Source organism: Bacillus cereus group sp. BfR-BA-01381, from assembly GCF_022663555.1.
Lineage (GTDB): Bacteria > Bacillota > Bacilli > Bacillales > Bacillaceae_G > Bacillus_A > Bacillus_A pacificus.
Genome location: NZ_JAKUFR010000003.1, coordinates 98,160 through 117,851, shown reverse-complemented (window position 1 = coordinate 117,851; position 19,692 = coordinate 98,160). Strand labels below are relative to the sequence as shown.

Below are 19,692 nucleotides of genomic sequence, written 5' to 3'. Positions count from 1 at the left end.
ATTATATATCTTTCTAAATAAAAAACTTACTACTTTTGTACAAGAGTAAGTTTTTTCTCGTTATTTTATGATAGGTAAATGCATTATGATTTGTTGACCAATTGGACCCATTCTTCTAAAACCTTTATCTTGGAAGCCAACTTTTTCATATAAATTTTGTGCAGGAATATTTTTTTCATTCACAGCAAGTACAACTTCATTTTTCATCGGAAAATAACGTTGTACAAACTCTTGTAATAGTGCCAGTGATTTTTTAGCATATCCCTTCCTTTGTCTATTGTGATTTACAGAAAATGAAGTTAAAAGTAAAGCGTTCTCATTTTCTGTGAACTCCTGCACTCTATCTCCTGTTTGCAATGCAAAAAGACCAACAGGTACCCCATTGTAATCTAAAATAACAATCACATTTTTTGTACGATCACTTTTTGCTTTTTCCAATAATTCACCTGGGTCCGATGTAAATTGAACTTGTTCACTTGGTAAAGTAAATGTTTGTATGATTTCTTTAAATTCCTCTTTATACGGAACTAATTGAATTTCCCCTGTATGTATGTTCATGATAAACTCTCCCATTTTCAACTTATTAACTTAAGCCTTGTTGCGCTTTAGAATGCACTTTTCCATCTAAAAAGGTAATTTCAACTAATGCAGTTGGATTGCTTCCCTTCCAAGCAAAAATTTGTTTAATTTGTGTAGAATGTTCTACGCCTTCTTCTATAAGTAAATCCCCTTCAAAACCAATTAAATCTTTCACTTCTTTATAAGTCATTCCTTCATTTATATTTGAAAAATGATTTATATTGATAGATTCTTTCTTCTGATTTTCCATCACAGTAGAAGAAGTTGCTGTTTGCTTTTTTACTTCTTTCTTCTGTTCACACGCTGTCATACTGAAACCTAAGCATAAACTACATAATATTAATGTGCTTTTTTTCATCATAACAGTTGTCCCTCCCATAATAATTAAACCATATATTCCCTTAAAAATAAACTGAATATTTAATATTATATTGAAAAACCCTGTACAATCTAGTACAGGGTTACGGTTAAATTTATTTATTTAAATGATTATTTGATTGGTCATTCTGTTCTTTTCTCAGTTCTTGTTCTTCATCTTTTGGTAATTGTTTATCATTATCTTTAATTGGATTCGTTTCTTTATTTTCAATCATGTCATTTGGAACTTGTGGCATTACTCGGCCAACAATTGCTGCTAATTCATCCAGTATACCTTCACCTGTTTTTCCTTTTTTAATTTGCTTTCCAATTTGTTTCAGTCGTTCATACGTATCAACATCTGCTACAACGACTGCATTAGCACCATCTGGATCGTTTTTTAAACTTTCTGCAACAGAGTATTTTATGGACTCAACACGTGTTCGATCTAGTTTCGCTTTTACATCAATTCCTACGATAGCATATTTCCCAACTACTACCGCTGTCGCATCATTTACACCTGGCACACTTGCTGCTAAAGATGCTAAATGGTCCGCTGCTTTTTCATTTGGCTTGTTTGACTTATTTGTATAATTAACATTTTTCATTGAAACATTTTTTTGCTCGGGCTTTTCGTTTGGATTATCCTTTTTTCCAATACTGCATCCAGTTATTAATAAACAAACCATCAATAGATATATTAAAATCTTCATTACTCTCACCACTTTACCATTAAAGTTTAATCATAAATTTTTTCAACAGCTTGCATTTTCTTCACTTTTTCTTCTGCTCCGCTATTTGCATTAATGAAAATTTGGTACGTATCTTTCCCTAAAGTTCCTACAAATTCATAGCAAAGTACTTCGTTATGCAAATCATTTACTACCATTGCTTTTCGCTCTTCCATTACCTTTACATCAGGATTTATTTTTTTTCTTGCTTCTGCTGCAGTTAGCTTTGCCGAAGGGATTGTTCGTTTTTGGTGTGATGCTAAATATTCTTTCGCCGAAAATCCGACGATAGAACCGTCATCTAAAGCAATTTTCATTTGAATTGCTTCTGGATAAATTCGTACGCCATTCTCATTTACTACATACGTAAATACTCCAACATTATCATATTGTGAGCTATCATAAAGCTCCATATTATGAAACTTATGGTCCTTTAAGAATTTCAATCCTTTACTTCCTGCATCGTTTAAACTAATTTTCTGTTCTTTAATTTCTCGATTATTCATAAGCCAAATTGGATATCCACCTTTTCCGGTAATATCCATATAAAACTCATTATTCGTTGCCTCATCTTTAATTTTCACACTATAGAAAGATTCTTTCGCACCTTTTCCGCTTTTCTCGACTTCTACTTTTTCATTTCCTTTTAAATTTAAAAATGATTTTGCGATTTTCGCTGCTTCATCTTTAGAAATTGTTTTTCCTTCTGCTTCAAATCCGCCTTTTTTATTTTTTTGTGCACTTGTAAAGGTCGGTCCGAAGTTTGTAGATGAATACGAAGTTACATTTTTTTCTACTGTCTTTAATCCGTCAATAATTGTATTGTCTGCAGGATCACGATTAGATGCTAGTGCCATCTCAACATCCATCCAGCGTAAATTGTTTTTCAATACAAGATGTTGCACTTTTCTTAGTTCATCTTGTATATTTCCTGCATTGGAATATAAAGTTTGCAACGTTTTGTATTCTTGATCATTTAATGGCTCTTTTTCTAAATCACGAATCGCTGCACGGTAACTAAAATCACCGATATTCGCTAAAAATTCTTCCGTCTTATTAAAAGGCATTAATGTTAAAGGAAGTTGCCCTACATCCGAACGAGCTTCCGATGTTAATCTCCATACATCTGCTAAAGCAGGCGATAAAGATGCGCGTGAATTCATCGCAAGCGTTGTTCCAATTTTGTCGTGCAATAAATCAACCTCATATGCTAAATCATGAAACGCACGTTGATAGCTATTTTCTGCCCGAATTAATACTGCATTCTTCTCTTGATGCTCTTTATAGCCCCAGTATCCTGTCCCAACTACACCAACTGTTAATAATACGATTATAATACCTCGTAACATAGTTCCACCTCCGCTCTATTTACAGAAAATATGTTTCCCAATCTTTTTAATTTGTGGACGAGTCCAGATCCATTTACTTGTTGCAGTATCTGGATTGAAATAATACAATGCGTTTCCTGTTGGGTCCCATCCATTAATTGCATCTAATACAGCTTTTTTCGCTGTTTCATTTGGCGTTAAATATATTTGTCCGTCTGCTACCGCTGTAAATGCTCTTGGCTCAAAAATCACACCCGAAACAGTATTTGGAAATGATGCACTTGTAACACGATTTAAAATAACTGCAGCGACTGCAACTTGTCCTAAGTACGGCTCACCACGAGATTCTCCATATACTGCGTTTGCCATAAGCTGAATGTCATTTTGGGAATAACCATTTGGAACATTTGTCCCTTTATTTTGAGGTGGTTTATTTTCTTGTGCTGTACCACCACTATTTCCTTTATTCGTTGTCGTTCCTTTATTAGCAGTTGACTTATCATACTTCGTTGCCTTCACGAGCATTTGCTTCGTTTTAGCTCCAGCTAAACCATCAACCGGTAAACCAAATTTCTCTTGAAAATTCCGAAGCGCCCAGTATGTACCCCATCCGAAAACACCATCTACTTTTCCCGTATAAAATCCGTTATATTTCAAACGAGATTGCAGTTCAATGACATCTTCACCAGATGCTCCCCTTTGAATGACTTGATTAGAAAAGGCTTCTACATTCTTTAGTTGTATACTACTGACCATCAAAGATAGTCCTATGAACGCAAGTAAAACCGCTATTTTAAAAATAGCTTTTTGGCGCATAATTTTCCCTCCTTAATTATGTAAATGATTTCTTGGTTATGTTTTGTAAAAGCCTCGCTTTTATGTAAAGAAGACAAAAAAATCCAAACTAATATCGTTGAAAGAATATGTAAACAATATAAAGTGAAACTTTAATCAGTGGGGGTTTTCTTCATCCCCACTGATTATTAGTTGAACCAATCGGACTTTAATGGGCAGTTGATCCCCCACCTAACTTCTTTACTTTCGCTGAATTTTGAGATGGGGGGCTTACTGCCCATTAAAGTGGGATAAAAAAGGATAAAAGGAGTTCATCATGAAGAATTTGTTAAAGCGTGTCGCATTCGTTATTCTGTTTCTAACAATATGTTCAAATGTATATACAAGCTCATCAATTGTTCATGCACAGCCGCCGTATGCCAAATGGGGTAAACTTGCTGTAGAAAAAACGAAAGAACAGTACCCCAAAGCGGAGATTATTGATTATCTTCATATAGGTAGAAAACCAAAAACCGTTCAAATAACAGTTGAAAAATTCAAATTGTGGCTACGTGAAGACGGAAAGGAATATGGTGTTTTTGTTGATGTAGAGTTTGAAACGAAGACGGATAAGTTTATAAAAATGTCGTTTCAGAAGACGAGTAGATAAAATGAAACTTTAATCAGTGGGGGTTTTGTTCATCCCCCACTGATTATTAGTTGAACCAATCGGGCTTTTACGGGCAGTTGAGATCCCCACCTAACTTCTTTACTTTCGCTGAATTTTGAGGAGGGGGTCTTACTACCCGTTAATGCGGGATAAAATGAAAGAACCCGACTGTTTATATTTTAAACAGTCGGGTTCTTTCATTTCTAAAATTCATTCCTAAGGTTTCGATTCCCTAAAAATCTTACCAATATACAAATAGCGCCAATTACAACTGCTATTCCTATACTGTATAAAAGTACTCTACCATATCCACTTATTCTCGGATCTAAAAATGGATAAGGATACCAATTAACGATTGGACCACGTATTAAGCTATATAAAACGTAAAAAAACGGGAATAAGAGCCAACTTGCGGCTTGTTTCCAAGTGATTTTCTTACTAGGCGGATTTAAAATCCAATCTAAAAGCATGGCAATTGGCATGATATAATGTAACACCGTATTTACCCATGGTATTGCAGTTTGAAGTGATTCTTCTAACCCTCTTAATAATAAAAAATAAATGAATCCAGTCGTAAGTATGTATACAGTTGCTGTACCACGAAGTATACCAAACTGTTCTGATTGACCAAATGTAGCTGTTCCGATACTACTTAAAAGGAGAATACATGCAACTAAAATGTTACTTTCGATAGTGAAGAAACTAAAAAAGTTAACTGGATTGAACGGTTTCACTTGTGCCCGTATTATAAATTGCGTAATGATTGCACTAAATGCTAGAAGGCTTAAACATAGTCTAAATAAAGATAATGTTTTTACATCCCCCATACAATCCCTCCTCTTCTTATACAAACTTATCATTCTCCTGTACATGCTCGATAAATAACTTTAATGGAATGAGCCCACGTTTAGGCATATGACTACTTATTACAGCAACTACCTCTAACTGGGGAATGATAACGATGTATTGCCCGCCATATCCCATAGTAAAATACATACAATACGGTATGTGAAATCTTTCGTTATTCAATACCCACCAGTGATATCCATATGCCCCGACATGTTCATACGTTTCAAATAGAGGTGTACTTGATTCTTCTAACCATTTCGATGATACAATTTCATTCCCCTGCCAAATTCCATTCTGCAAACATAATATTCCGAGTTTTAATAAATCTTTAGATTTCATTTTCATACCGAAACCACCGACATATATTCCCTGGGGATCTTGTTGCCACTCATATTCAGTAATTTCTAATGGATCAAATACATATCTTTTCGCAAACTGTTCTGTCGGCATTCCAGTAGCTTTTTGGATAATGTAACTAAGTAAATGCGAAGACCCTGAGTTATAATTCATTTTTGTAGCCGGTTCTTCAATTATTGGTTTTTCTAATATGTACTGCACCCAGTTATCCGATTCTACAAAATCGTTTGGGAAAACGACCCCATTCCCAAACTCCTTCCAATCTTCTCCTGTAGTCATCGTTAATAAATGATACAGAGTCAAATCCTGCTTTTCCTCAGATACATTTTCAATCCACTCTGTAATCGGTGTATGTATATCATTTATATAGCCTTTATCGATTGCAATACCAATTAATAAAGATACGATACTTTTTGTAATTGAATTTATTTTATATAAGTTATTTGCACATTCGGATGTTTTATAATACTCAGTTGTTAATTCCCCTTTTTGATAAACAAGAAATGTATTTACTTTTTTCTTTTCAAATTTATTTTCTAGCTGCTTGAAATCCAATACTTTACCTCCATTTAAATAGTAACTCAATTATTATATCTTGTAGCTTCTATTAAAACATAATTGAATTCAAATAAAAAAACAAACCTGTCAGTTTAACTGACAGGTTTGTTTTTTATAATTTCGTGCGAACATTCCAAAGCTCTGGGAAGAATCGTTGATCAAGTACTCGTTTTAAATAAGATACACCAGAAGATCCACCTGTTCCCATTTTATGTCCGATAATTCGTTCTACCGTTTTCATATGACGGAAACGCCATTGTTGTAGCCAATCTTCAATATCAATTAATTTTTCAGCAAGTTGGTATAAGTTCCAATACTTTTTCACATCGGCATACACTTCAAGCCATGCCGCTTCTACCGTGGCATCTTCTTCATAAGGCTGCGTAATATCACGATTCAACACATCTTTATGAATAGGGAATCCTTCTTTTACAAGTGCTTGAATTGCGACATCATACAAACTTGGTGCATGTAGCGCCGTATGAAGTCGAGCGTGTAATTCTGGATCTTTTTCATAAATTTTTAATGCATGCGGCGTTTTATAACCCAGCGCATACTCAATCATACGATATTGATACGATTGAAAACCTGAAGCTTGACCGAGCGAGTCACGAAACTCAATGTACTCGGATGGTGTTAATGTCGCAAGAATATCCCAAGATTGAATAATTTGAGACTGAATTTTTGATACACGTGCTAACATTTTAAAAGCTGGTTGTAATTTATCTTGTTTAATAGATTCAATTGCTGCATGTAACTCATGTAAAATAAGCTTCATCCAAAGCTCACTTGCTTGGTGAATAACGATGAACAACATTTCATCATGGTGGTCTGATAATCTCTTTTGAGAAGATAGTAAACTATCTAATTGTAAATATTCCCCGTACGTCATATTCTCTTTAAAGTCCGTATGAATCCCTTTTTCCATAATTACCTTTTCATTTTCTTTCATATTAGCCAAACGCCCCTTTTATATATTTCTACTTATATTGGTCTAATAACTGCTCGAACTGGACTTCCATCTGCATCTGTTAAGGCAAGTGGTAATGCAATCAATTCATAATCGCCGTCTGCTACGTGATCTAGTACGACATTTTCTAAAATGTGTATGCCATGTTTAAACAATTGATGATGCGCTTCTAATTCTTTATCATCTAGTGGATCAACTGACGGTACATCCACCCCGATTAAACGTATACCTTTCTCTGAAAGAAACGGTGCTATATCTGCATGTAAATGCGGGATTACATCTGGGAATTCATTCACTTTACCATGTGAAGATGTGCGTAATAATAAGCGTTCTACTCCTTCTAAATGAAAGTTTTCTAATTCCTTTTTCCCAATGCTTTCAAGATTAGAAACGTCAATGATTCGTGCTGGGCCGACATAAACTTGAATATCTAAATCTATTACTTTCTTTCCTTCATTATCAAAATGAAACGGCGCATCAATATGAGTACCTGTATGAATACTCATCGTTAATTTTCCAACATTTACTGAGCCACTCTCTTCTTTCGGCCATGACACTTCATATGAGAACGGTGTGTCCCCTGGCCAAGTAGCAATATCATTATTTAGCGGTTGTGAAATATCAATCCACACTGATGTTTTCATACCTATGCCACAACCTCTCTCTTATTTTCAAACTGTTTATATTCTTCATCTTTCATGATTTTCTTTAATATTTGTACAGATTTCCACACTTCTTCGTACGTGTTATATAAAGCGACTGGCGCAAGTCTTACTCCATTAGGTGCACGGAAATCAGGGATAACTCCATTTGCTTTTAACGCTTTACATATGCGTGCTGCTTCTGCATGCTCTAAATAAATATGCCCGCCTCGTTTTTCATCCTCTAATGGATTTCCAATTGTAAATTCAAAATCACTTAATTCATGAGCAATTAAATTAAGCATGTATCTTGTAATATGTAAAGATTTTTCACGTAAACGTTCTATACCAGCCTCTTTAAAAATTTCAAGAGAACCGATTAACGGCGCTGTACTTAATACGTGAGGGGTACCAATTTGATATGCACCTGCATGATCAGCAGCTGTTAATGTATGTTCCATATCAAACTGCTTATCTTTTCTAGAGCTGAACCATCCAGACAATCCTGGAAGTCTATTACAATGCTTTTTATTTACATAAAGACCAGCAACACCACCTGGTCCTGCATTTAAGTATTTATAATTACACCAAATAGCGAAATCAACATCCCATTCTTTGAAATGATGCGGAATAGAACCAATCGAATGACATAAATCGAATCCGATATGAATACCACGCTTATGTGCTTCCGCTGTTAAACGTTTCATATCAAGAACTTGGCCACTTCTATATAGTACCGAAGGTAATAAAATTAACGCGATATCATCTGTCATTGCATGAATAATATCATCTTCAGAAAGTGTCCTACCATCTCGGCTCTTCACTCGTACTAAATGCTCATCTGGATCTAAGCCTTTTAAACGAATTTGACTTTGAAGTGCATATATATCGGACGGGAATGTTAACTCATCCGCAAGAATTTTTGTGCGAATTCCTTTCGGCTCATAGAAAGTTGCGATTACTTGATGAATATTCGTCGTCGTGGAACCGGTTACAATAGTTTCTTCTGGTAAAGCTCCAATAAGAGGCGCAGTCAATTCACCTAATTTCTCCGAAAGGAAAAACCACGGATGCTCACCCTCGGTCCAGCCGTCAATACCGTACTCTTTCCATGAATCTAGCAAAGTAAGTAATGATTTTTCTGCTCTTTTTGAAAGTAGCCCTAATGAGTTTCCATCTAAATATATTGTTCCTTCTTTTTTATAAAATTCAGTTTGAAAATCTTTCAGTTCATCATGTTTATCACATTCAAGCGCATACTCATAAGTTGGTTGAAATGGTTCTGTATACATGGTGTCACCTTCTTTTAATTTTCTTTTTATTCTAACTAATTGAAATATATCACCTTAGTTGATATAACGTCAATGATATTATGTCAGTTGACTTTATATATGAATTTCTTTTACAATACAGTTATATTTTCAGATATTTCAGTATAAAGAGGTGATTCTTTGAAAAACACTACTCTTTCATCAAGAAAACACCGCTCCTTAGAAACTAAAAAGAAACTTTTACATTCCGGATACATTGTTTTTATTAATAACGGATTTCAGAAAACAACCATTACGCAAATTATTAAACATGCAGAAACTGGTTATGGAACGGCATATGTATACTTCAAAAACAAAGATGATCTCCTCACCGTTTTAATGGAAGATGTTATGAATCAATTTTATGATATTGCTGAGCGCTCTTTTTCTCCTCAAACAAAAGAAGAAGCCCGTAATATGATTCAAAACCAAGTGAGGGCATTCCTCCAACTAGCAGAGAAAGAACGAGCTATTTTACAAGTTGTAGAAGAAGCAATCGGGCTATCAAAAGAGATACGTCAAAAATGGGATGAGATTCGAGAACGATTTATAAACAGCATTACGCAAGATATTACATACTCTCAAGAAAATGGGTTAGCGCATCCTGAATTAAATAAAGAAACTGTAGCACGTGCTTGGTTCGCAATGAATGAGATGTTTCTTTGGACGATTGTGAAAAATGATAAAAAATTAGAGTTAGAAGAGATAGTACATACATTGACGGAAATGTATACAACGGGGTTATATAAATAGCACACCTTCAATAAATAAGGTGTGTTATTTTACATCTATAAAAATATTTTATCTGGGTATGGTAGTGCTAAAGGAGGCTTTTCAGATAATGAGAAATATTGTAGTTTTAAAGATTCACCATCTATTGATTTCAGTTTTCCACTAGTAATTTCACACTCAAACACAACAACAATATATTCTACTTGATCGCCATTCGGATATGTATGGCGATACTCTTCTCCTCCAAACACTCCTTTTTGTTTTTTTACTTGCACTTTCAATCCTGTTTCTTCCCACGCTTCACGAACTACCGCTTCTTCTGGAGTTTCTCCAGGCTCAATTGCTCCAGCTGGCAAACTCCAGTATTCCCCGCCAGGATATTGAAATAAAATATCTTCTTGTTCATTTTTTATAACCGCAGCTACACTCGGCATAAAAATTAAATCATGACCTAATTGCTCCCGGATCTTTTTATAATATAGGGACATAGACATATAATTCTCTCCCACTCCATTAATAAATACCTGTATTTTCTGACATCTATTGTATAATAATACCAAAAACGATTTCTATATAGAAAGGATCAGAAAATGTCTCAAGAAAAACTAGTAAATAAATTTCTATCATTTTTAGATACTACAAATCAACCTACTAGCTTAAAACTTTTAAATGAGCTTATTAAAGCTCATCAAGAAAAAATAAAGTGGGAAACTCTTACTAAAATAATTGACTGGGAAAAAGGTAAGAAAAGAGAACAAAGCCTTACATCTTCTGAGCTTAATTATTGGATAACAGAAAGATTTTGTATTGATAAAGAAATATATGAAAGAGCTATTGAGGTTTTCAATAAAAAATCTTAAACAGTAAAAGCGTTACTCATGAGATTGAGTAACGCTTTTACCTTCATACATATCTTTAATATTAATCTTCTTTATGATAAGCAGCTTCTACACATTCTGCTAGACGCTCAATTTGTTCCATAGTTAAACCTCGTGAAATCCAGCCTGTTAACTTATACATAATTTTATAGTAAAGATTACTAGGTTCATATTCTGAAATTAATGTAAGTGCTGTACCCTCCTCATCTTCTTCTAACATATAAGTCATTGCCGAATAACCTTGCTTCATTTCACCGCCAAGTGAAATAATATGGGGTGCATCGTATTCAAGGATTTCTACTTCAACCTCGAATGTTTTCTTACCGACTTTTTGAACAGTAATATATTTATCTCCTACACGTGGATTCTCTTTATCCATATTTGAAGGATAGCGATTTTCTATTATAAACGTATTCCATTCTTTTATTTTTTCATCTTCTATTATGTAGTCACATACAACATCCATTGGTGCTTTTATTACTATTTCTATTGCAAAACTCATTATACTGCCCCTCTCAAATACCCTATCCATTTCTATTTTAACTAAATCATTATGCCATATTTTATATAGTGAAATACAAGTAGAATTTTATTTTTTTATTAATTTAAAAACTTATTCATACAAAATATTTTATTAAAGATACAACAATTAAAAACAAAGCCGCAAGTAATAAAGCTATCCCTATACTTCTATTTTCTTTTTCGTTATTTTTTAAATTTTGCACCCCTAAGCTAACTAACATAAAACCTAAAAGCGTTTGTAAAATTAGCATACTCATTTCCGAAGTATCATTCCAACTATAAATGGAATACCCCATTATAATAATTGCAAGTAAAACCGTTACGATCCTATTCATACGAAAATCTCTCCTATTTAAAAAGAAACCGCTAAGTTTCCTTAGCGGTTTTATTATCAATTTATATTTATAAAAATTGCTTTTCATGAATTTGATATAAGTCAAAAGGATTTTCTGGTCAATATTACTACGTATGTTAGTACACCTTTTCTTTATTCAGTCTACTTACAATTCCAACTATAAATTTATAATCAATCCTCCTCTTCTTAACCTTTTTAAACCCTTCTTTCGTATCAAAAATTAAACACGTTTTCCGAAACCACATTCGTACGTACAGTGACTCAAAATAAATAGGTTTTATAATTCCTCTTTCCTCAAATTCAGTTCCATCTTTATTTTCAGTTTCTGTTCGAACAAACCACGTATTTCCGAAGCCAATTTCAATATACTTCACATAAGTCCCCCTTTCGGAAATTAATTTCTAACTATTCTATTATTTCCCCGGTAAGCGCACATTCCGACAGAACATGAGCCCACAAAGAAAAAGTAGATTACAAAAATCTACTTTATAACTTATATTTTTGCATTCGTTTATAAAATGTACTTCGAGGTACATCTAAAAGTTTTGCAGCTAACGAAACATTTCCATTCGTCTTTTCTAGCGCTTCAATCATGCTGTCACGCTGTATTCTTTCGCGGAAATTTAATGTGTTCTCTATTTTATTTTCTGCTTGCAATGCAAGTTGATGTTGATTTCCCATCATTGTTTGTAATAAAAAAGAGATTTGTTTTTCGCATATTTCCTGTCCTTGCGATAAAATGTAAATGCGTTCTAATACATTTAATAATTCTCGAATATTTCCGGGCCATGTATGCTGATAAAATTGATTACAAATACTTTTTGGAAATATAACATTCCAATTCTTTCGTTTGCAAAAATGTTTTATGAAGTATGGAATATCCTCTTTTCTTTCTATTAACGTTGGAACATAAAGCGGATAAACATGTAACCGATAATATAAATCTTGACGAAATTTCCCTTCTTCTACTAATCGCAATAAATCTTTATGTGTCGCAGTAATAATACGAATATTTACCGGTACCTCTTTTGAACTGCCAATTGGGGTTACTGTTCGTTCTTGTAAAACACGCAATAATGCGACTTGCATCTCTGGAGGCACTTCACCAATTTCATCTAAAAATATTGTTCCTCCATCTGCTTGTTGGAATTTCCCTTTATATCCTTGGCGCCGTGCACCTGTAAACGCTCCTTCAGCATAACCGAACAATTCACTTTCCATTAATTCTTTCGGTAATGAACCGCAGTTAACAGCTATAAATGGACCATTTTTTCTTGGACTATTTTCATGAATCGCTCTCGCAACATATTCTTTTCCTACACCTGTTCCACCACAAACATATACACTTGCGTCAGTTGGTGATACAAGCTTAATTTCTTCTAATGTATGTTGAAATGCACTACTTGTCCCAATCACTCCAGGAAAAGTGATGCCATTTATAAATGGGGACGTTGAAAATGATTTTACTTGTTTATTTTCCTTTACATAAATACATTTCCCAATCATTCTATTATTACTGTATACTGGAACTTCTAATTTAAACTTCAATCCATATTGCATTAAATCTGCAAGTTTCATTCGTGACCAATTACATACTCGTTCCCGAACACTCTTACTCGCAGAAACGATAACATCGCGATGATTACAAATAACCACTTGTTCATCACTGTCAATTACATCTAAAAAACGATGGATTAACTGCAGTTCATTTTGATGTACTCGAATACTACATTCACGTTCAATCGCATGTGCAATCGAAGTTACCATACCGAGCATATATGGATGCGAGAACTCAATCGGACAAGAGAAATCTAGAACGCCTATTAATTTCCCATCATCATTATGAATAGGAGCGGCCGCACAGCTCCAGCTATGAGATGCGACAGAATAATGCTCTGTACCACTTATCATAATAGCCTCTTCAATTTCTAACGCTGTTCCTATCGCATTTGTACCAACAGCCGCTTCCGTCCATTTCACACCTTCAACGAAATTAATATGTTTCGCTCGTTGCAACGTTTGTTTATTTCCACTTAATGATAGAACGTAACCGTCTGGATCGATTAATAATGCCATCATTTGCAGTTCATCAATGGTTTTTCTCATATTTTGTATTTGAGGTAGTGCTATATCTAGGAAGATTTCACTCTTTTTCTTTTGGTCTTGAAAAATATTAGAAGACAAAATTTTCTGACCTTTATTCATATGAGGATTCACATTTGCTTGTTTACATCGATACCATGACTCTGAAATTCTTTCGTTTATACGGTTCGAATCAAGGACACCTTCATCAACAAACTTTTTCCATGTATGTAAGTAAAACGGTGAAGCTAGCATTGTATCATCTCCCTATTCATTATTTTGGAGATTTGTAAAAACATACTTTTATTATAAAACTGAATAAAAGCGTTTTCAACAAAACTAGAAAGACGACACAAATATGTTAAAAATTTGAATATCTTAATGCACTTCTTTGTTCTTTTTTAGTATTACTATATTTTGTATAATGGAAGCAAAAAAAATACATAACCAAAACCATTTTTGTGGATTGCCGTATATAAAGAAAATAATCACGGCTATTGCAAATAAAATTGTGGATGCTACACTAAAATATAATTTTGTTTTCATTCCCATTATCCCTCACCTCTCTATCACTTTACAGTACACACTAACTCTTCATTTTTCATCTCTACTATGTACTCCTGAAAAACATATTGTTTCCCGCCATGTTTTTCATACCATTCATGTATTCTTCTAATATGCTTCTCGTCATTTCTAATCTTTGATTCTATTTCTTTATATTGTTCATAACTATCATATTCCCATATGGCAAACACTTCAGTCGTATCATTCTTATTATCTTTCATCCAGCGTCCTATTAGCCTGGAACCATGCTTTAACTGATTCGGTAAGTTTGTTTTATTAAAATGCTCATTAAATATTTCTATAAATTCATTCTTTACTATATAGTACTTTCTTCTATAAAACATACATTCCCACCTCTTTTATGCGCAGACTCAAATACACCTTCCCATTACAACCGTATTATAATACTTCTCATCCGACAGCCTTTTATCATTTTTCAAAATTCTTTCTACTTCAAAACCTAATTTTTTATAAAGTTGGATCGCTTTTTCGTTTGTCTCTAATACTTGTAATGATATCTTTTTAATCTCATTTTCATCAGCCCAATGAATAGATTGTTGCAATAGACTTTTACCTATTCCATATCCCCAAAACTCTTTTAAAATACAAACGCCAAATTCTACTTTATGAGATAATCTCTTCAAATTTGACCCTTCGCACCTTGAAAACCCAACGATTCGGTTGTGCACTTCTGCAACTAAAAACAAATTCTTTGTCTCGTCACTATCTGCTTTTATTATTTTTTGAAAACCTATCTTATCTATAAATCCCTCTCCAGCTTCTCTATCCATGTTTTCAGTTTCTCCATCAATCTGAACCCTAATTTCCGATAACTGTTCCGCATCTGTTTCAGTTGCCAAACGAATTGTATAAACTAATCCATTTATGTGGTTTTTTTTCCTTTTATAATCATTTCAAGCTCCTTTTAAAAGTAGTCTATTGATGCTATTACAATTTCTTTACCTTGTTTCTCAAATTGTTGAATCGTTTCTTTACTAGCCTCTGAATCTGTTATTATAAGGTCAATTTCAATCAGTAATTCTCCTTTTATAAAGTAGTCTATTCCAAGTTTATTGTGAGGAGCTAAACAAATATTTCGTCTAGCAATCTTATTTACTGTTTTACTAAAATAAGCAACTTCAGGCGTTGCAGTACTTATACCATTCAATGAAATGCCACCACCTGTAGAGAAATACAGATCAATAGAGAATCTACTTATCAATTCTGAGGCAAGTGTATCTGTCATATTTCCTGATGGTTTCACCTTTCCACCAATTAAGTACGTATCAATGTTCTTATATTCCCGTAACGTACTAGCAATTTCTATAGAATTCGTAACAACTGTAAATGATGTTTCAGGTAAATATTTTAACATGACATAATGAATGGAAGTCCCACCAATAAAAACAGAATCTCCTTCTTGTATATAAGAAGCTGCAATTTTTGCAATTGCGTCTTCATATACAGAACCATTACTATAACGCTCAAATCGCTCAACAGCTAAATTCCTTACTCGAGCAAGTTCAATTGCACCTCCGTGCGTTCTTTTTAATAAGCCATCCTTCTCCATAATAGACAAATCTCTTCTTATTGAATCAATTGACATATCAAAACTTTCCGCAAGATCTTTAGCAATTACCCTTCCATTTTTCTTAAGTAATTCCAAAATTTTCTCTCTACGCTCTTCAGTAAACATGTTCTCACCACTATCATTGAATATTCGGAAATTTTATCCATCTTTTAATTATATGCATGTTTTTTCTATTTTACAATATTTTTAATGCTTCTTTATTCAGCTCTATACAGGTTTTCTCTCTTTTTCTATCCCATTAAATTAACAACTAAATAAATGCATATTTGCATATTTCACAATTATACTTCCGTTCATCCTTCTATTAATGTAAAATTATTCCTATGTTTTACTTTTTAACACAGAAAGGAATTATTATGAAATCTATAATAAAAGTAACTTGTACAGCATTATTATTTACAGGACTAATGGCAGGATGTCACGGGAATACTGCACCAAAACAAGAAAAGAGCGCTCTTGAAAAGAATGCAATGCATTATGGGGAAATAGTTAAAAATGAATACTATAGAGCAACTGTTGAAAATGCTAAATTCGAAAAAATAGACAAAGAATGGCGCATTACTACTCGTGTTATGATTAATAATGTTCGAGATGATGGACAAACTATTGATCTTTCGGAAATAAAATATTTCATACAAGATGAAAAAACTGGTCAGAAATATGAAGGTGAAGCTCATCCGATATATGACGAGCACTATAAAAATGTTCCACACGAATTCTCTTTAACTACTAACGTTGTATTTGAACTGAAAACTTCACCAAAAGATTTAAATAATATGTATCTATACATAGATAGCAAAGCCGCGCCGTTAACAGATACATATTGGAAACTTGATAATTTAGCAACTAAATAAAAAACAGTCCTATAAGACTGTTTTTTATTTGTAAAGTTTACTAGTTACTTATCTCAAGCAGTACGCCTTTTGCACAAATCGTTACTTCTTCAAATGGACAATCAAATAAAACACCCAATTCGAACCCTTCATTCGTAAGAACTATTTCATGACATAACCACCAAGCACCTTCAAAATCTTCCGGAATAGAACATTTCGTTACCCCTGTAAAAGTTACTTGCAGTTTATCAAATTCACTGAACGTACCGCTGCAATCCAAAGCAATAATTAGCTTATCTTTTGATAATCTCTCTACTGATTTGACCACACTATCATGTAGTGAGTATTCATGTAGTTTAACGACGTTCTGCGCGAGCTTTTCTTTTATAATATTATAATTATCTATATAATCTTGTTCTAAATCATTCATTCTTTTCTCATAATCTTCAGTCCACTCCAACATAAGTTTTTTTAACTTTTCCGATGGGTATTCTGAATTAATTGTATTGTTATGAATGTATGGATGTAATGACTTAGGTAGAAACTTTAATAAATCGTCTTTCTTTTCTTCCACGTCTTCTCTTAAACTTTGCTTATAATCTATTCCTATCTTTTCGCTCTCTCGTAACATCTCTTCCCATTCTTCTACTGTTTCTGGGAAAATTAAAAATCCAGACACTTGCATTTCTTTATACCAATCTTTATTAAAATACTTCAAAGACTTTCCCCCTAAAACATTTTAAGATTCAACAAAAGCGATATATCTATTTATTATATCATTCCAATAACTATTTTTTCTAAAGAAAAAATGCAAAACTGTAAATATTCCATCTTTTATTTCTAAAACTTCAGAATATTTACAATAGTTGATAATTAGAATACATTTTACTAGTACAAAGATTCACCTGTACAAAAATCTAAACAAAAAGGGATGGTTATATGTTGAAGAAATTAGTAGCAGGTACATTAGTAGCGGGATTTGCATTAACTGGAGGACTAGGAGTAGCAAGTGCTGAAGAAAAAGGTAACACAATTAAGTCTTTTGATTATTTAAAAGTGGATGAACAGAATGTTAATTCTCTTACAAAATTAAGTGATCAAGATAAGAAAGACATTCAAATTACTATGGTATTACCAGAGCAAAATGAAAATGGAGATTGGCTAGCTTATGGTTTTACTAGCCGCGAAACATTAGATGCTTATATTGAAAAGGATAAAAAAGTACTTAAAAATAAAATCAATCCTTTAGGTAGCGGTGCTGGTAGTACTGATTTTTATGAACATAAAGATAAAGGTGGCCAATATATTTACTGGAGCAGCGGCTTTAAAAACTTACCATCTAGCTGGAACGATAGAATTTCCTCTGTAAGTACAGCATCACCTTCTGCAAGTTATTCAACGACACTTTGGGAGCATACTTCTACACAAGGATATGGAAAAGGTGTTATATTTAAACACGCTGATTGGTACGGTAAAACTGCTAATTTAGCTGCTGATTGGAACGATATTACTTCAGCGATTGACGTAAAAAAATAATAGGATATTCAATTTCTTTTGTAAAAATTCAAACCACTATTCTCTCATAAATTTAGAGAATAGTGGTTTATTACAATTTCATTTAAGCATGTACAGCATGTCCTACCGCTTGCAATAGCGCTTCATGAATCGCTTCAGATAAAGTAGGATGCGCTGCAATATAATCTCTCATAATATCGGCAGTAACTTCTGTATGAATCATTACAGTTCCTTGTCCAATCAGTTCGGTTGCACGTGGACCAATAATAGAAATCCCTACAATTTCTTGATATTTAGGTTCCACAATGACTTTTACTTTACCCGTTTGTTCTCCAATAATAAGCGCTTTTCCATTTGCTGAAAAAGGAAACTCTCCGATAAGAATATCACCATATTGCTCTCTTGCTAATTTTCCACTTAAACCGACACTAGCAATTTCTGGAGCTGTATAAATACAGCGAGGTACAGCATGATAGTTTACTTTTACATCTTCTCCACTCGCATGTAATGCTGCTGTCGTTCCTTCATGGAAAGCAACGTGAGCAAGCTGGATTCCACCAATCACATCACCCGCTGCGTAAATATGTGATACATTGGTTTGCATATGTTCATTCACAGAAATTCCTTTATTTGAATATTGAATGCCTGCTTTTTCTAAATCTAATTGTTGTACACGTGGTTTTCGGCCGACAGAAACGAGAACAAATTCCGGATTAACTTCTTGGATACTTCCTTCATATTCAAATGAAGCCTGTTTCTTATAATTATTTAATCCTTTTAAAACTGCTCCTGTAAATATTTCTACGCCATCATTTTCTAGTTTTCCTCTTAAAATGTATGCGATATCTTCATCTTCACCAGGTAATAATTGCGGTGCCATTTCAACAATCGTAACTTTTGTTCCAAGACGACTATAAATACTTGCAAACTCGCATCCTATTACACCACCACCAACAATTAATAATGATTTCGGTATATTTTCTAGGGACATTGCATGGCTACTATTTAAAATCCATTTCCCATCAAATGTAGCAAAAGGTAATTCAGTCGGTTCTGAACCTGCTGCAATAATGAACTGTTCTCCATCTACTACAATTTCTTTATCACCTTGTGTAACTCTCACACGATGATCCGTTTCAAATCTTGCTTTACCTTGTATAACTTTTATTTTATTTTTCTTCATTAAATATTGAATTCCTTGGACGAGCTGTGTTACAACTTGTGATTTCCTCGCCTGCATTTGCTTCCAATCAACTGAAATACTTCCTTCGTTAAGCATAACTCCATAATGATTCGCTTTTCTCACAATGTCATGCACTTCTGCACTTTCTAACAATGATTTTGTAGGCATGCACCCAACATTTAAACAAGTCCCGCCAAGATCAGCTTCATCAATAAGAGTGACTTCTTTTCCACTTTGAGCCGCGGTAATTGCTGCTACATAGCCAGCAGGTCCGCCACCAATAACGACTAGTTTACTCATTCTCTCACCTTCT

The 19,692-nt window shown here is 33.7% G+C and carries 23 protein-coding genes and 2 pseudogenes; 5 read left to right on the top strand and 20 right to left on the bottom strand.

Going from position 1 to position 19,692, the window contains the following annotated elements; genetic code table 11:
• Positions 1-60 precede the first annotated feature (60 nt).
• The 5 genes from MR079_RS02155 to sleB form a co-directional block, all read right to left on the bottom strand.
• Positions 61-558, bottom strand: a complete 498-nt coding sequence (locus MR079_RS02155; RefSeq protein ID WP_139865781.1) for a GNAT family N-acetyltransferase — start codon at positions 556-558, stop codon at positions 61-63.
• Between the two features lie 25 nt (positions 559-583).
• Entirely contained in the window at positions 584-940 is a 357-nt protein-coding gene (locus tag MR079_RS02150; RefSeq protein WP_139865782.1) for a hypothetical protein, read from the bottom strand.
• A gap of 112 nt (positions 941-1,052) precedes the next feature.
• On the bottom strand, positions 1,053-1,649 hold the full coding sequence (locus MR079_RS02145) for a YhcN/YlaJ family sporulation lipoprotein (protein WP_242293395.1): 597 nt from the start codon (positions 1,647-1,649) through the stop codon (positions 1,053-1,055).
• A 26-nt stretch (positions 1,650-1,675) separates the two neighbouring features.
• Positions 1,676-3,016, bottom strand: a complete 1,341-nt coding sequence (gene ypeB / locus MR079_RS02140) for a germination protein YpeB (protein ID WP_242293394.1) — start codon at positions 3,014-3,016, stop codon at positions 1,676-1,678.
• A 15-nt stretch (positions 3,017-3,031) separates the two neighbouring features.
• The gene (sleB, locus tag MR079_RS02135) at positions 3,032-3,811 is read right to left on the bottom strand and encodes a spore cortex-lytic enzyme (RefSeq protein WP_001249053.1); all 780 of its coding nucleotides are present in this window, start codon (positions 3,809-3,811) and stop codon (positions 3,032-3,034) included.
• A 295-nt stretch (positions 3,812-4,106) separates the two neighbouring features.
• Between sleB and MR079_RS02130 the strand changes: the two genes are divergently transcribed.
• Complete coding sequence (locus tag MR079_RS02130) at positions 4,107-4,439, top strand: DUF3889 domain-containing protein (protein ID WP_242293393.1); 333 nt, start codon at positions 4,107-4,109, stop codon at positions 4,437-4,439.
• Positions 4,440-4,642: 203 nt separating this feature from the next.
• On the opposite strand, the gene MR079_RS02125 is transcribed toward MR079_RS02130, so the two are convergent.
• The 5 genes from MR079_RS02125 to kynU form a co-directional block, all read right to left on the bottom strand.
• Positions 4,643-5,266, bottom strand: coding sequence for a Pr6Pr family membrane protein (locus tag MR079_RS02125; protein WP_139865785.1), 624 nt, complete (start codon positions 5,264-5,266; stop codon positions 4,643-4,645).
• Positions 5,267-5,282: 16 nt separating this feature from the next.
• Positions 5,283-6,200, bottom strand: a complete 918-nt coding sequence (locus tag MR079_RS02120) for a serine hydrolase domain-containing protein (RefSeq protein ID WP_242293392.1) — start codon at positions 6,198-6,200, stop codon at positions 5,283-5,285.
• Positions 6,201-6,315: 115 nt separating this feature from the next.
• Positions 6,316-7,155 carry a tryptophan 2,3-dioxygenase gene (kynA, locus tag MR079_RS02115; protein WP_074608709.1) on the bottom strand — a complete coding sequence of 280 codons (840 nt, stop codon included), beginning with the start codon at positions 7,153-7,155 and terminating at the stop codon, positions 6,316-6,318.
• A 32-nt stretch (positions 7,156-7,187) separates the two neighbouring features.
• On the bottom strand, positions 7,188-7,817 hold the full coding sequence (gene kynB, locus MR079_RS02110; protein WP_139865787.1) for an arylformamidase: 630 nt from the start codon (positions 7,815-7,817) through the stop codon (positions 7,188-7,190).
• 2 nt (positions 7,818-7,819) lie between these two features.
• Positions 7,820-9,106 carry a kynureninase gene (gene kynU, locus MR079_RS02105; RefSeq protein WP_062821645.1) on the bottom strand — a complete coding sequence of 429 codons (1,287 nt, stop codon included), beginning with the start codon at positions 9,104-9,106 and terminating at the stop codon, positions 7,820-7,822.
• Positions 9,107-9,265: 159 nt separating this feature from the next.
• On the opposite strand from kynU, the gene MR079_RS02100 reads away from it, so the two are divergent.
• Complete coding sequence (locus tag MR079_RS02100; RefSeq protein WP_016717658.1) at positions 9,266-9,877, top strand: TetR/AcrR family transcriptional regulator; 612 nt, start codon at positions 9,266-9,268, stop codon at positions 9,875-9,877.
• Between the two features lie 35 nt (positions 9,878-9,912).
• Here the strand turns inward: MR079_RS02100 and MR079_RS02095 are convergent, their stop codons facing one another.
• Positions 9,913-10,350 (bottom strand): NUDIX hydrolase, encoded by a 438-nt coding sequence (locus MR079_RS02095; RefSeq protein WP_242293391.1) that lies wholly within the window; start codon positions 10,348-10,350, stop codon positions 9,913-9,915.
• 96 nt (positions 10,351-10,446) lie between these two features.
• On the opposite strand from MR079_RS02095, the pseudogene MR079_RS02090 reads away from it, so the two are divergent.
• Positions 10,447-10,748: pseudogene (locus tag MR079_RS02090) on the top strand (hypothetical protein).
• Positions 10,749-10,777: 29 nt separating this feature from the next.
• Here the strand turns inward: MR079_RS02090 and MR079_RS02085 are convergent.
• The 7 genes and pseudogenes from MR079_RS02085 to MR079_RS02055 form a co-directional block, all read right to left on the bottom strand.
• Positions 10,778-11,236 (bottom strand): SRPBCC family protein, encoded by a 459-nt coding sequence (locus MR079_RS02085; protein WP_242293390.1) that lies wholly within the window; start codon positions 11,234-11,236, stop codon positions 10,778-10,780.
• A gap of 115 nt (positions 11,237-11,351) precedes the next feature.
• The gene (locus tag MR079_RS02080) at positions 11,352-11,591 is read right to left on the bottom strand and encodes a DUF3953 domain-containing protein (RefSeq protein WP_242293389.1); all 240 of its coding nucleotides are present in this window, start codon (positions 11,589-11,591) and stop codon (positions 11,352-11,354) included.
• A 136-nt stretch (positions 11,592-11,727) separates the two neighbouring features.
• Positions 11,728-11,985 (bottom strand): DUF3977 family protein, encoded by a 258-nt coding sequence (locus MR079_RS02075; protein ID WP_242293388.1) that lies wholly within the window; start codon positions 11,983-11,985, stop codon positions 11,728-11,730.
• Between the two features lie 112 nt (positions 11,986-12,097).
• A complete protein-coding gene (locus tag MR079_RS02070) occupies positions 12,098-13,948 on the bottom strand; it encodes a sigma-54-dependent Fis family transcriptional regulator (protein ID WP_242293387.1) in 1,851 nt (616 codons plus the stop codon).
• 314 nt (positions 13,949-14,262) lie between these two features.
• Positions 14,263-14,601, bottom strand: a complete 339-nt coding sequence (locus MR079_RS02065) for an NIPSNAP family protein (RefSeq protein WP_139865792.1) — start codon at positions 14,599-14,601, stop codon at positions 14,263-14,265.
• Between the two features lie 27 nt (positions 14,602-14,628).
• Positions 14,629-15,170, bottom strand: a pseudogene (locus MR079_RS02060) (GNAT family N-acetyltransferase).
• A gap of 12 nt (positions 15,171-15,182) precedes the next feature.
• Positions 15,183-15,953 carry a DeoR/GlpR family DNA-binding transcription regulator gene (locus MR079_RS02055; protein WP_139865794.1) on the bottom strand — a complete coding sequence of 257 codons (771 nt, stop codon included), beginning with the start codon at positions 15,951-15,953 and terminating at the stop codon, positions 15,183-15,185.
• Between the two features lie 251 nt (positions 15,954-16,204).
• Here MR079_RS02055 and MR079_RS02050 point away from each other — a divergent pair, with 251 nt between their 5' ends.
• Positions 16,205-16,702 carry a hypothetical protein gene (locus tag MR079_RS02050; RefSeq protein ID WP_242293386.1) on the top strand — a complete coding sequence of 166 codons (498 nt, stop codon included), beginning with the start codon at positions 16,205-16,207 and terminating at the stop codon, positions 16,700-16,702.
• Positions 16,703-16,742: 40 nt separating this feature from the next.
• Here the strand turns inward: MR079_RS02050 and MR079_RS02045 are convergent, their stop codons facing one another.
• Complete coding sequence (locus MR079_RS02045) at positions 16,743-17,399, bottom strand: DUF4085 family protein (RefSeq protein WP_139865796.1); 657 nt, start codon at positions 17,397-17,399, stop codon at positions 16,743-16,745.
• 221 nt (positions 17,400-17,620) lie between these two features.
• On the opposite strand from MR079_RS02045, the gene MR079_RS02040 reads away from it, so the two are divergent.
• Positions 17,621-18,217, top strand: coding sequence for a hypothetical protein (locus MR079_RS02040; RefSeq protein WP_087953488.1), 597 nt, complete (start codon positions 17,621-17,623; stop codon positions 18,215-18,217).
• A gap of 82 nt (positions 18,218-18,299) precedes the next feature.
• Here the strand turns inward: MR079_RS02040 and lpdA are convergent, their stop codons facing one another.
• The gene (gene lpdA / locus MR079_RS02035) at positions 18,300-19,679 is read right to left on the bottom strand and encodes a dihydrolipoyl dehydrogenase (RefSeq protein ID WP_139865797.1); all 1,380 of its coding nucleotides are present in this window, start codon (positions 19,677-19,679) and stop codon (positions 18,300-18,302) included.
• Between the last annotated feature and the right edge of the window lie 13 nt (positions 19,680-19,692).